Origin of the sequence: Mycolicibacterium brumae (genome assembly GCF_025215495.1) — a bacterium.
GTDB lineage: Bacteria > Actinomycetota > Actinomycetes > Mycobacteriales > Mycobacteriaceae > Mycobacterium > Mycobacterium brumae.
Window position 1 is genome coordinate 2,028,228 of the sequence record NZ_CP104302.1, and the last position, 12,546, is coordinate 2,040,773.

Consider the following 12,546-nt stretch of genomic DNA (forward strand, 5'->3'; position numbering starts at 1 on the left):
CTGTCCTTACAGGTTGTTGGTGTTCGGTTCGGGCGAGCGGGTCAGCTCGGGTCGGCGTCGGAACCGGCGTCGGCGGGGTGTCCACCGGCCTGCTCGGCGGCCTTGGCTCGGGTCTTCGCGCCGCGGTGCGGTGCGAGGACCATCGTCATATTGCGGCCGTCCTGCTTGGCCGAGGTCTCGATGTAGCCGTAGTCGGCGACGTCGGACCCCAGTCGCTGCAGCAGCCGGAAACCCAGTTCGGGTCGGGACTGCTCGCGGCCGCGGAACATGATGGTCACCTTGACCTTCGACCCGGCTTCCAGGAAGCGCACCACGTGGCCCTTTTTGGTCTCGTAGTCGTGGTCGTCGATCTTGGGACGCAGCTTCTGTTCCTTGACGACGGTCTGCTGCTGGTTCTTGCGAGACTCGCGCGCCTTCTGTGCCGTCTCGTACTTGAACTTGCCGTAGTCCATGATCTTGCAGACCGGCGGCCTGGCGTTCGGAGCAACCTCGACGAGGTCGAGATCGGCGTCCGCGGCGACGCGGAGTGCGTCTTCGATGCGCACGATGCCTACCTGTTCCCCACCGGGGCCGATCAAACGGACTTCAGGCACACGAATGCGCTCGTTGACACGGGTCTCAGTGCTGATGTGGCCTCCCTGGTCAGTGCGGTTCGGTTCGGACCGGGACTCAGGGGCCGGACAGCTGCGGGAACGCGCTCCACCGGCGAACTGCTCTCACCGAGAACAGATCGGGCCCCGCAGACGGCAGGGCCCAAAGCCGACCAGTCGCGGCCTGACACCGCCTGCGCCGACACCGGAACACCGGAGCGCAGAACCGAAAGGACGTGCCCCTCGGTGACCGGACCGCGCCACCCGTGGGGCGCGCGGTGGGAGTTGGGACTCCACTTGCTGTCCTGGCGTGAGCCGGGACGGTCGCACATGGGAGTCTAGCAGGCATGAGCGAAGATCCGAGAATCGTCCGCGAGCTCAGTGACATCCCCGCCGTCGAGGTCATCACCCGTGCCGCGGTGATGCTGATGAGCGCGGCCGCCGAGAAACTGGGACTCTCCGACCCGGATCCGGACAACAGCCCGCACCGCGACCTCGACGAGGCCCGACGGCTGATCACCGCGCTGGCCGGGCTGGTCACCGCGTCGGCGGAATACCTCGGCCCGCACGCCGGCCCGGTCCGCGACGGCCTCAAGAGCCTGCAACTGGCGTTCCGGGAGGCCAGCGTCGCCCCCGAGGAACCGGGCCACGGCCCGGGCGAGAAGCTCACCGGCCCGGTCTGGTGACCCAGTAGCTCCGGCGCCTCAGTAGTCTGACTCGGCGGCCAGCACCTCGGCCAGCAGCGCGTCGGCCGGTGGGCGGCGCAGCCGGGAGCGGGCCAGCTCCCGGACCCTTTCCCGGTGGCCAGCCGGCTCGTCGACCGCGGCGCCGACGGCCACCGCGGCGCCCCGCCAATCCCGGCCCCAGGCGTCGGTCTCGGTGAGCGGACGCCGATCGGCGTCGGCCAGCGCGAACACCGACCGACCATCGGCCTCCAGCGCGCCGGCGCCCGCGACACCCGCCGCGCGCAACCGCACGCCGATGCCCTCCGGGGTGTCCGGGCCGACCAGCTCCACCCGGACCACGGCCCGCGTGCCGTCCCCGTCGGCCTCGACCCGCCAGGCCACGGTGTCCTCGGCGGCGTCGAAGATCCCGGGCGGCACGGCCGACCAGGCGATCGACGCCACCCCGCCGGCGACCTCGCCGGCAGCCGCGCGCCCGCCGCCGAGGCCGGCGGCCAGGGCGTAGTCGGACCGGACGGCGGCCGGGCCGCCGCCCCGGACTTCGACGCCCTGCAGTTCCGCCAGCTCCCGGGCGCGAGCAACAACGGCCTGCACCCGCGGGTCGCCGCGCAGGGCGTGGGCGTCCAGCGCGGCGAGGTGCGGTTCGAGCAGCTCGTCGACCGCGTCGTCCAGCGCGTCGTCGTCGAAGAAGTCCTGCGCGTCGTCGGTCAGCGCCGCGATCTCGGCGGCCACCAGCGCCTGGTCCAGTTCCGCGATCCCGTCGCGGTGGCTGGCCGGCCACCAGCGGCGCAGCCAATGCCCGAACGCCAACCGCCGTAGGTGATCCAGCGCGCCGGGCAGCAGCTGCGCCGCGGGCGCCTCGACCGCGGCGCCGTCGTCGGAGACCGGCTCGGCCAGCGCGTCGGCCAACGCCCGGTGCCCGTCGACGCCGACCACCCGCCACAGCCAGTCCGCCCGCGCCGGGTCGGTGAACGCGATGTGCGGGCCGGTGTCGGCGTCGACCGTCCAGGACAGCACCGCGCCGCTGACCTCCAGCACCGCCACCAGCGGCGCCGGCGCGGCCGGCTCACCGGCGCACCACACCCCGTGCCGCGCGATCAACCTCATCCGGCCGCCCTCATCTCCAGCATCGACTTGATGCGCTGCCGGTGATCCAGGCTGACCGAACGGGCCACCCCCTGCAGCACGGCGCGGACGTCCTCGACGTCGCCGCACGGCTCCTGCCAGACGTCGCGGCCATGCAGCCGGGCCCACAGCCGGCTCAGGTACGGCCGGGTGAAGGCGGCCAGCTCCTCGACCACCTGCTGTTGGCGGGGATGGATCGGCCCGCCGCCGGCCAGGTAGCGGCGCGCGTGCAGCACGTAGGCCTCGCGGCGCAGCCGGGCCTGGATCTGCCCGGCCAACCCGTATCGCGGTTCGGGGCCCTCGGACAGCGGCGACAGGCCTACCGAGACTTCGATTCCGGCGACCAGCGTCGCCTGGCGGTCCTCGCCGAGCAGACCCCACGGCGCGCATGCGCGGTCCACCTCCTCGGCGCACAGCAGCGGCACGTCGGGCAGTTCATCGCGGTCCATCGCGCGACGCAGGGTGGCCCGCACCCGGTCGATGACCGGGCGGTCCAGCGGCCGGTCGCCGCCGGCGCCGGCGATGGTCGGCGGGCGCTGCGGTTCGGCCGAGCTGAGCCCCAGCGCGACGATCGACCAGGGCAGCTGCCCGCCCGGCAGCCGTGCCCGGGCGCCCAGGTTGTACGGCGCGGGGTCTCCGATCAGCGCGTTCCATTGGCGCTGCCGCGTGGCCGCGGCGCGCCGCCCCTCGGCGGCGTCGAGGACGGTCGTCAATCCGGTCAGGAACGCCGCGCTGGGCGCGGCGTCCGGCCGGACGTCGTCCCAACTGGCCCGCAGTTGGTCGCCGAGTTCGGCCAGTACCCGCGGGTTCTCGACGTGGCGGGTGAGGGCCGCGCCGGTGGCGCGGTCCCGCCCGCTGTGGATCTCCCGCAACGTCTCCTCCGCCGAGCTGTCCGCGGTGGGGGCGCCGCGGGTCACGGCCAGCTCGAAGCAGACCGGAAAATACAGCTCCTGGGCATTGCCGTGGGTGATCCGCAACCTGCGGCGTTCCCGCTTGAGAACCTCGAACCACAGTGCCGCGGCGCGGATCCGGTCGGCCTGGCCGACGATCTCCGCTCGCATCGCCGACGCGACCTCGGCGTCCACGAACGGCCCCGAGAACTGCGGGTTCGACCGCAGTCTCAGCACCAGCGGGTCGATGACGCGTTTGACGGTGCGGCGCAGCGGGCCGCCGTCGGCGCCGCTGAGCACCTCGACACCGGGCCCGAGATCGCGCCACGCCCGGTCGATCACCGCCCGGCGCGGCTGCGTGGCCGCCGCGTCGGTGCTCATCAGCACAGGATAGGAGGCGACGTGGTTCATCGCGCGCCGCCGACCGCGAAGGTGGCCAGCGACGCCCAGTACAGCGGGCTGGCGGTGAGGTCGCCGTCGCGCCACCGGCGCATCGCGGCGCGCTGCCATCGGTTCACCGCGCGCCCGGCGTGATCGGCGTCGTGCGCGTCGTCGACGCCGATGATGAGATCCGCCATCGGGTCGGCGTCCGGTGCGGGCCCGTATTGCCGGTGCCCGGCCGTCGTCGGCAGCGACCACAGCGTGGCGGTCACCAGTTCCGCGCCGCCGAGGATCATCGCCGCCACCAACCCGCTGGCCTCGTCAAACCGGTAGTCGCCGCCGGAGGAACAGGCCAGCAGCGCCACTCGCGGTGGCGTCGGCGCCCGCGACGCCATCAGATCCATCGCCGCGAACGGTTGCGGTTCGGCCAGGTGCAGCGCGGCCCGGTCCGCGCGCCCGTCGTCGCCGTCGGCGGCGGTGGCGTGCCCGACGTACAGCAGCCGGCTCGGGTCGCGGGCCAACTGCGCGAACAGCCAGCCGCGGTCGACGTCGGCGCGCCGGAACAACTCCACCGGGTCGCCGACCTCGGGCAGCGTCGCTGTGGCCCGGCCGGCGAAGTGCCGGGTCAGCGGCCCGTCCGGGTCGGGGCGGCCGAGCACCGAGCCGAGCGGGGAGTCCGGCCGCTGCCCGGGCACCTTCGGGTCGAGCAGCAGCAGCGCCGCGGCGTCCCGGCGGCGTGACCAGCCGGCGCCGGGACGCGCGGCGTGCGCGATATTGGCCGGCGTGGCGAGGTAGATGTCGCAGAGTTCCATCAGCCGGGCGCCGCTGTCGTCGGGGGCGGCCAGCAGCCCCCACGGGACCTGGGCCAGCCGCGTGCTCGGGGAGACGAACAGCGCCGCGCGCGGGGAGGACACCGTGTCGAGCAGCAACCGCCAGGCCTCGGGGTCGATCAGCTGCGCGCCGAGCCGCTCGGCGATCGCGGATTCGGTTGCGGGACGGGCGAATCCGCCCCGGGTGAACGCGCGGTCCAGGGCGTGGCGCTGGTCTTCGGCGCCGACCGGTTCGGGCAGCGCGTCGGTGAGCTCCGCACGCGCGGAGTTGACCGCCTGCGGCGCCACCACCCAGACGACGGTCCGCGCCGGGTCGCCGACCACCCGCAGGCTGGCGTAGGTCGCCGCGCCGACGTCGGCGAAGCGCAGCACCAGGGTGTGGTTCACGGCCATGTCGCCCACGGGGCGTCACTCGCCGGGCCACCGCGGTCGTAGCGCTCGGCGGCCTGGGCGCGGTACCGGCTGATGATGGGTCCGCCGGTGGGGTCCATCACCAGCGGCGGCAGCGGACCGAGTCGGGTCAGCCCGGGTCCGCCCACCTCCCCCGTTCCGCCGGCCACCAGGGCGTAGTCCGCGACGCCTGCGGTGTCGACGTCTTCGATGGGGACCGCGGCGGTGGCCGCGCTGCTCCAGCCGACGGTTCCGTCGGCCGGGTATTCGGTGCTGAAACTGCCACGCGCGCCGTGGTATTCGATCAACTCCGCGACCAGCGCGGTGTTGCCCCACTCCCAGGCCGCCGCGAACGCGCCGGCCAGGATGGGCGCGGACACGTGGCTGGCCCAGCGCATCCGGGCGTCCGCGTCAGCGATGGCGTGCCGCACCGAGTCGACGGCCAGCGCGGCGGGGGCTTTGAGGTCCACGGCCCGCTCCATCTTCGCGTCCAGACCCGCGGGGTCGGCCAGCGCGTCCGCGCGCCAGATGCTGCCGAGGTGGTCGTCGAGCCGGGCGTACTGCAGCCAGCTGTGCCGGGACCAGCCGTCGAGCAGCGCCCGGGCCTCCCCGACCCGCTCCCGCGCCGCGCCGAAGTCGCCGCGCATGATGTCAACCCAGCTGCGCTGCACCAGAATCCGGTGAATGTGCAATGGCTTCTCGATCTCCCGCCAGTGCCGCTCGGCGTGCCCGAAGCGTTCCTCGGCGTCGTCGAGTTCCCCGATCGAGAGGCTGATCAGGCCGAAATACAACCAGCATCGGGACACGTCGTGGGCGCGCAGGTGTTCGGCGATGTCCGGGTACGCGCTGTGCGTGAGGGTCTGGGCCAGCCCGCGGTCCCCCGCCGACCATGCCGCCGTCGCGCGCTCCAACTGGGCCCGCGACGCCGCCAGGCGCCAGCCGCGCTGGCGGGCCCGGGCCTCGGCGCGCCGCAGCCACGGTTCCGCTTCGGTGAGCCGGCCGGTCTCGACGCAAAACCGGCCGTAGCCGAGGCCCGCCAGCACCAGCAGTTGGTCGTCGGCTTCGCCGCCGTCCCCGGCGCGCCCGATCGCGTCGAACACGCTGTCCCACAACGGAACCGAGCGGACGTGCAGGTCGTCGTCGCATAGCGCGGTCGCGCACAGGATCCGGGCGTGGGTGAGCAGACGGCCGCGCTCCTCGGCGAGCTCCGGATCGGGCTCGACGTCGTCGTCGGCCAGGGCGCATAGCGCGGCGTCGGCGGTTTCGTGTTCGCCGTGCGCGGCGGCCAGGCCGATCCGCAGGAATCGCGCGCGCCGTGCGTACCGGCGGCGCATCCGGTCCACCTCGGCCGGCGCCATGGTCACCGGCCGGCTCGGCGCGACGTAGGCCGCCAGGCAGTCGTCGATGCGGCGCAGGCATTCGGTGACGCCGTCGTAGGCGGTGCGGACCAGATAGAGCTCACCGAGCTGGGCGAACACCTCCAGCGCCCAGTCGTCGCGGTCGGCCGTCTCGATCGCGGGCAGCAGCGACAACAGCAAGTCCTTGGCGGCGCCTTCGTCGGCGGCCCGGGCCAGCCGTCGCGCGCGCTCCAAATCCGCCACGATCGCCACCTAAGTGATCATAGGAAGCGGCGGACGCGCGTGGCGCGTCCGCCGCTTCGGGCCGGATCAGCTGCAGCTCACCGTGACGGTGAACGGCTTGTTGATCTGTCCGTCCATCGGGTTGCTGAGATTCGCCCCGACCGCGTCACCGGTGATGGTGTAGGTGTCGCCGTCGACGGACACCTCCGCCGAGCCGACCTTCACACCCATCGTGTCGCTGACCGACAGCGCGTTGCCGTCGACGAACATGCCCAGGGATTCCACCTTGGGGGTGGCCTCGTCGGTCATCACGATGCCGAGGCCCTGCTGGCCGCCGATGGCCGCGCTGCCGACGGTGATCTTGCCGCCCTGCTTGACGCAGCTCACCGAGTTCAGATCCAGGCCGGGCAGGTCCTTGCCGTCGACCTTCACCGCGGTGCCGGAGCCAGTGCTGACGCTCTGCTGCGCGGCCGGCGCCGGGGTCGGCGCGGAGTCCTTCTCGCTCGAGCAGCCGACCACGACGAGGGCGGTGGCGAGCAGTCCGGTCGCGCCTGCGATAACTCGGTTCATCGATCTTCCTTCCGTTGTGCGTCGCCGGGTTGGCGTCGTCATGCGCAGAGTCAATCCGGTTCGATCCGCTACCGATCCCAATAAATCTCCGTCGCCGCACGTACCGTGGGGTCATGCCCATCGATGACGGATCGCCCGCCGACGCCCCGGAGACATTCATCGACCCGGACGACGCGGCGGCCGAGCCGGTTGAGCCGGTGATCGAGGCGACGGTCGTGTTGGCGCCTGTCGAAACCGGGGCGCCGACAACGGAATCGGGCTACACCGCCGCGGGTGTGCCGACCTTCGAGATGGTGCGGGAGAAGATCGAGACCCGGTTCGGCACGTCCATCGGGTCCACCGAGCTGGCCTCGGAGACGCCCGAGGGCCGCCGCGTCGAGGAACAGTTCGAGGCCCGCCGGCAGGCCGCCGCCGACAAGCTGGCGCAGATCCGGGAGTCGATGAAGGCCGACGGCCAGGACTGACGGTCCGGGGCGCGCCTGCGACGCGGCTCTCAGCGGGGCGGCATATCCTCGCTGCTCATGAAGTCCACCAGCCCCCCGCTGCCGGCCGTCCGCACCGGGGGCAGGTTCACCTGGGTGCCGACCGCCGTGGGCACGTTCATCGGCGTCATCGCGACGCTGTCGCTGATCGCGAGTGTGTCCCCGACGTTCCGGTCGCTGATCCACACGCCGCGGGAGTTCGTCAACGACTACCTGTTCAACTTCCCCGACACCAGCTTCGCCTGGGCGTTCGTGCTGGCCTTGCTGGCCGCCGCGCTGGGCGCCCGGAAGCGGATCGCCTGGTGGATCGCGATGCTGTACCTGGCCGCGTCGATCGCGCTGAACATCGCCGGGCTGCGGGATCCGCGGGTCACCGCCGCCGGCGAGGTCGGCGAGCTGATCGGCCTGGTCACCCATATCGTCGCGCTGGTTCTCGTCGGCCTGTCCTACCGGCAGTTCTGGGCCCGGGTGCGCCGCGGCGCGCTGTTCAAGGCGGCCGCCACCTTGGGCGCCGGGATGCTGGTGGGCATCGGTGTCGGGTGGGCGCTGGTGGAGTTGTTCCCCGGCAGCCTGGCGCCCTCGGACCGGTTGCCATACGTGGTCAACCGGGTGGTGGCGTTCGCCGGCTTCGGCGCCGAGACGTTCACCGGCCACACCCACGTCTGGGTGAACGCGCTGCTCGGCCTGTTCGGCGCGCTGGCGCTGATGGCCGCGGCGATCGTGCTGTTCCAGTCCCAGCGCGCCGACAACGCGCTGACCGGCTCCGACGAGGCCGCCATCCGCGGCCTGCTCGACGAGTACGGACGCAACGATTCGCTGGGCTACTTCGCCACCCGGCGGGACAAGTCGGTGATCTTCGCGCCGAACGGCCGCGCCGCCATCACCTACCGGGTCGAGGTCGGCGTCTGCCTGGCCAGCGGGGATCCGATCGGCGACCCGCGGGCGTGGCCGGCCGCGGTCGGCGCGTGGACGCAACTGTGCGAGACCTACGGCTGGGCGCCCGGGGTGATGGGCGCCAGCGCCGCCGGCGCCCGGGCCTACGCCGGGGGCGGGCTCAACGCGATGGTGCTGGGCGACGAGGCGGTCATCCATCCGGATCGGTTCGGACTGTCCGGACCGGACATGAAACCGGTGCGCCAGGCCGTCACGCGGGCCCGCCGCGCCGGGCTGAGCGTGCGGATCCGTCGGCACCGGGACCTGAGTTCGGCCGAGATGGCCGCGGTCATCGCGCACGCGGACGCCTGGCGGGACACCGAAACCGAGCGCGGTTTCTCGATGGCGTTGGGCCGGCTCGGCGACCCGGGAGACGGGGACTGCCTGCTGGTGGAGGCGGTCCGCGCCGACGCGGAGGTGGTGGCGATGCTGTCGCTGGTGCCGTGGGGCCCCAACGGGGTGTCGCTGGACCTGATGCGCCGCTCCCGGCAATCCCCCAACGGCACCATCGAGCTGATGGTCAGCGAACTGGCGCTGCGCGGCGGGGAACTCGGGATCGCCCGGATCTCACTGAACTTCGCGATGTTCCGGTCGGCGTTCGAGCAGGGCGCCCAGTTCGGCGCCGGTCCGGTCGCGCGGCTGTGGCGCAAACTGCTGGTGTTCTTCTCCCGCTGGTGGCAGCTGGAGACGCTGTACCGATCCAATATGAAGTACCTCCCGGAATGGGTGCCGCGCTATGCCTGCTACGCCGACGCCCGGCTGATCCCGCGGGTCGGGGTGGCCTCGGTGATCGCCGAGGGGTTCCTGGTGTTGCCGCTGAGCCGCCGCGGTCAGCCGCACACCGGCCAGCATCCGTCGGCCCCGGACGAGCCGCGGGAACTCGCGTCGGCGCCGGCGGACGCGGAGCCCACCCCCGAACGGCTGCCCGAACAGGTCCGGGTCCGGATGGCGAAGCTGACGGCGCTACAGAACGCCGGGGTGGACGCCTACCCGGTCGGGCGGGCGCCCACCCACACCGTCGCCGACGCCGCGGCGGCCGACGAGGGCGCCGTGGTGCGGGTGGCCGGGCGGATCCTGCGGGTCCGCGACTACGGCGGGGTGCTGTTCGCCGACCTGCGGGACTGGTCCGGTGAGGTTCAGCTGCTCCTGGAAGAACCCGCCGGCGCCGAGGCGTTCACCGCGGCCATCGACCTCGGCGACCTGGTCGAAGTCACCGGAACCGTCGGCCGCAGCCGGACCGGCACCCGGTCGGTGCTGGTCACCCAGTGGCGGTTGATCGGCAAATGCCTGCGCCCGCTGCCCGACAAGTGGAAGGGCCTGGCCGATCCGGAGGCCCGGGTGCGGGCCCGCTACCTGGACCTGGCGGTCAATCCGGAGGCCCGCGATCTGGTGCGGGCCCGCAGCCAGATCCTGCACGCGATCCGCTCCACCCTGGTCGGGCACGGGTTCCTCGAGGTGGAGACGCCGATCCTGCAGCAGATCCACGGCGGCGCCAATGCTCGGCCGTTCCGCACCCACATCAACGCCTACGACCTCGATCTCTACCTGCGCATCGCCCCGGAGCTGTACCTGAAGCGGCTGTGCGTGGGCGGGGTGGAGCGGGTCTTCGAACTGGGCCGGGCGTTCCGCAACGAGGGCGTCGATTTCAGCCACAACCCGGAGTTCACCCTGTTGGAGGCCTATCAGGCGCACGCGGACTACCTGAGTTGGATCGACGGGGCGCGGGAGCTGATTCAGAACGCGGCGATCGCCGCCAACGGCAGCGCGACGGTGTGGCGTACCGGCCCCGACGGGACTTTGGCAGCCGTCGACATCTCCGGGCAGTGGCCGGTCATCACCGTGCACGACGCGGTTTCGGCGGCACTCGGCGAGCAGATCGACGCGGACACGCCGCTGGCGACGCTGCGCAAACTCAGCGACACCGCCGGCATCGGCTACCGGCCCGGCTGGGACGCCGGGGCGGTGGTGCTGGAACTCTACGAGCACCTGGTGGAGGACCGCACCGAGGAGCCGACCTTCTACATCGACTTCCCGGCGTCGGTGTCGCCGTTGACCCGGCCTCATCGCAGCCGGCCCGGGCTGGCCGAACGCTGGGACCTGGTGGCGTGGGGCGTCGAGCTGGGCACCGCCTACAGCGAGCTGACCGATCCGGTGCTGCAACGACGACGGCTGCGCGCCCAATCGCTACTCGCCGCCGGCGGCGACCCGGAGGCGATGGAACTCGACGAGGACTTCCTGACGGCGCTGGAGTACGCGATGCCGCCGACCGGCGGGCTGGGGATGGGCGTGGACCGGGTGGTGATGCTGATCACCGGGCGCAGCATCCGGGAGACGCTGCCGTTCCCGCTGGCCAAGCCGCACTGACCGGGGGCTCCGGTGAGGCACAGCGGCCTCGCAGTGAGCGCCAAGCTTGGCCGGTCACCATTGCGTCGTGACCTCCGCATCGGGCGTGACGCTGCTCGGCGCGCCGCAAATCTTCGGGCAGCACCTGTCGCTGATGCACGGCTGGCTGCCGCTGACCGTCCAGATCCTGACCGCCGCGGTGCTGCTGTTGGCCCTCGGGCCACGAGCACGCAGCCGGCGCTGGTGGCTGCTGGCCACGCCGGTGGCGGTGCTGGTCGGATCCGGCGCGGCCCTGCTGGCGCATTCCTACATCACCTGTGGCGGGTACGCCGGGGAGCCGGCCCCGAAGGGTCTGTGGATCTGGATCGCGCTGACCGGGCTGGCGGCCGTCGTCCTGGTGCTGGGCTGGCCGGGGGCGCGGTGGTGGCGCCGGACGGCCGCGGTGGCCGCGCTCCCGCTGTGCGTGTTGAGCGCCGCCCTGGCGCTGAACCTGTGGGTCGGGTACTTCCCCACCGTGCAGATCGCCTGGAATCAGCTGACCGCCGGTCCGCTGCCAGATGAGACCGACGCGGGCGCGGTCACGGCGCTGGCGCACACCGTCGCGCAGACCAAGACGCTGCCGGCGAAGGGCAGCGTGCTGAAGGTCGACACCGGTTCCTCGGCATCGGGTTTCGCCCATCGCGACGAGTTGGTGTACCTGCCACCGGCGTGGTTCGCCACGGTGCCGCCACCGACATTGCCGACGGTGATGATGATCGGCGGCGAGTTCAACACCCCGGGTGACTGGCTGCGGGCCGGATCGGCGATCGAAACGGCCGACGCGTTCGCCACGGCGCACCACGGCAACGCCCCGGTGCTGGTGTTCGTCGACTCCGGCGGTCAGTTCAACAATGACACCGAGTGCGTCAACGGTCCCCGCGGCCGGGTCGCCGACCACCTGGTCAACGATGTGCGCCCGTACCTGATCTCGCAGTTCCACGTCAGCCCGGCGGCGGCGAACTGGGGGGTGGCGGGCTGGTCGATGGGCGGCACCTGCGCCGTCGACCTGGTCAGCATGCATCCCGACAAGTTCAGCGCGTTCGAGGACATCGCCGGCGACCTCGCGCCCAGCGCGGGCAACCCGGAGCAGACGCTGCGCCGGCTGTACGACGGGGACAAGGCGTTGCAGGCGTCCTTCGACCCGTCGACGGTGATCACCACCCACGGCCGGTACCAGAACGTGGCGGGCCGTTTCGACGTCAACGGCACGCTTCGCACCGCGCACGGGCCGGCGGTGATCGAGGAGGCGGCGCACACCCTGCCGGACGCCTCGGATCAGATGCTCGCCGCGCAGACGCTCTGCGGGCTGGGCCGGTCGGCGGGCATGGACTGCGCGGTCATCGAGCAGCCCGGCGGGCATAACTGGCCGTTCGCGGCGCAGGCGTTCCGGTTGGCGCTGCCGTGGCTGGCCGGCGCGGTCGGAACCCCGGGCGTCGACCGGATCCCGGTGAGCCACACCGACATTGCGCCCGCGGCGCCGTCCGGTCAGCCTCTGCAGGCCAAGGGCCCCTAGGTCCGTGCGGCGCTGGTGGGTGTCGGCGGGGCGTGGTGCTGATGGGCGTGGTTCTGGTGGCGGTGTGGCCGGTGGGCGTGACCCTGGTGGGCGTGTGGCTGGCGAGACCGGTGTGGCTGGCGAGGCCCTGCCACCTGTGCGGCCCGCTCCGTGCGGATCGCTAGGGCGAAATATCGCCGAATTTTCGCCCAGGTGGT

At 72.6% G+C, this 12,546-nt stretch carries 10 protein-coding genes; 4 read left to right on the forward strand and 6 right to left on the reverse strand.

Going from position 1 to position 12,546, the window contains the following annotated elements:
• Positions 1-41: 41 nt before the first annotated feature.
• On the reverse strand, positions 42-629 hold the full coding sequence (gene infC / locus L2Z93_RS09860; RefSeq protein ID WP_090585711.1) for a translation initiation factor IF-3: 588 nt from the start codon (positions 627-629) through the stop codon (positions 42-44).
• 308 nt (positions 630-937) lie between these two features.
• Between infC and L2Z93_RS09865 the strand changes: the two genes are divergently transcribed.
• Entirely contained in the window at positions 938-1,276 is a 339-nt protein-coding gene (locus L2Z93_RS09865) for a DUF1844 domain-containing protein (RefSeq protein WP_090585713.1), read from the forward strand.
• Between the two features lie 18 nt (positions 1,277-1,294).
• On the opposite strand, the gene L2Z93_RS09870 is transcribed toward L2Z93_RS09865, so the two are convergent.
• From L2Z93_RS09870 to L2Z93_RS09890, 5 genes are read right to left on the reverse strand one after another with little or no spacing between them, the layout of a single operon-like run.
• Positions 1,295-2,380 carry a hypothetical protein gene (locus tag L2Z93_RS09870; RefSeq protein ID WP_090585716.1) on the reverse strand — a complete coding sequence of 362 codons (1,086 nt, stop codon included), beginning with the start codon at positions 2,378-2,380 and terminating at the stop codon, positions 1,295-1,297.
• Complete coding sequence (locus L2Z93_RS09875) at positions 2,377-3,669, reverse strand: hypothetical protein (RefSeq protein ID WP_090585766.1); 1,293 nt, start codon at positions 3,667-3,669, stop codon at positions 2,377-2,379. Before L2Z93_RS09875 ends, L2Z93_RS09870 begins: the two co-directional genes overlap by 4 nt.
• 26 nt (positions 3,670-3,695) lie before the next feature.
• Positions 3,696-4,901 carry a CHAT domain-containing protein gene (locus L2Z93_RS09880; protein WP_162561857.1) on the reverse strand — a complete coding sequence of 402 codons (1,206 nt, stop codon included), beginning with the start codon at positions 4,899-4,901 and terminating at the stop codon, positions 3,696-3,698.
• Positions 4,883-6,499: a hypothetical protein gene (locus L2Z93_RS09885; protein WP_090585718.1), complete on the reverse strand. Its 1,617-nt coding sequence runs from the start codon at positions 6,497-6,499 to the stop codon at positions 4,883-4,885. Before L2Z93_RS09885 ends, L2Z93_RS09880 begins: the two co-directional genes overlap by 19 nt.
• A 57-nt stretch (positions 6,500-6,556) precedes the next feature.
• Positions 6,557-7,039, reverse strand: a complete 483-nt coding sequence (locus L2Z93_RS09890) for a lipoprotein LpqH (RefSeq protein ID WP_090585721.1) — start codon at positions 7,037-7,039, stop codon at positions 6,557-6,559.
• A 113-nt stretch (positions 7,040-7,152) separates the two neighbouring features.
• On the opposite strand from L2Z93_RS09890, the gene L2Z93_RS09895 reads away from it, so the two are divergent.
• The 3 genes from L2Z93_RS09895 (at position 7,153) to L2Z93_RS09905 (ending at position 12,349) form a co-directional block, all read left to right on the forward strand.
• Positions 7,153-7,503 carry a hypothetical protein gene (locus L2Z93_RS09895; RefSeq protein ID WP_090585723.1) on the forward strand — a complete coding sequence of 117 codons (351 nt, stop codon included), beginning with the start codon at positions 7,153-7,155 and terminating at the stop codon, positions 7,501-7,503.
• Positions 7,504-7,560: 57 nt separating this feature from the next.
• Positions 7,561-10,818 carry a bifunctional lysylphosphatidylglycerol synthetase/lysine--tRNA ligase LysX gene (gene lysX, locus L2Z93_RS09900; protein ID WP_090585726.1) on the forward strand — a complete coding sequence of 1,086 codons (3,258 nt, stop codon included), beginning with the start codon at positions 7,561-7,563 and terminating at the stop codon, positions 10,816-10,818.
• 133 nt (positions 10,819-10,951) lie between these two features.
• Positions 10,952-12,349: an alpha/beta hydrolase gene (locus L2Z93_RS09905; RefSeq protein WP_090585771.1), complete on the forward strand. Its 1,398-nt coding sequence runs from the start codon at positions 10,952-10,954 to the stop codon at positions 12,347-12,349.
• Positions 12,350-12,546 lie beyond the last annotated feature (197 nt).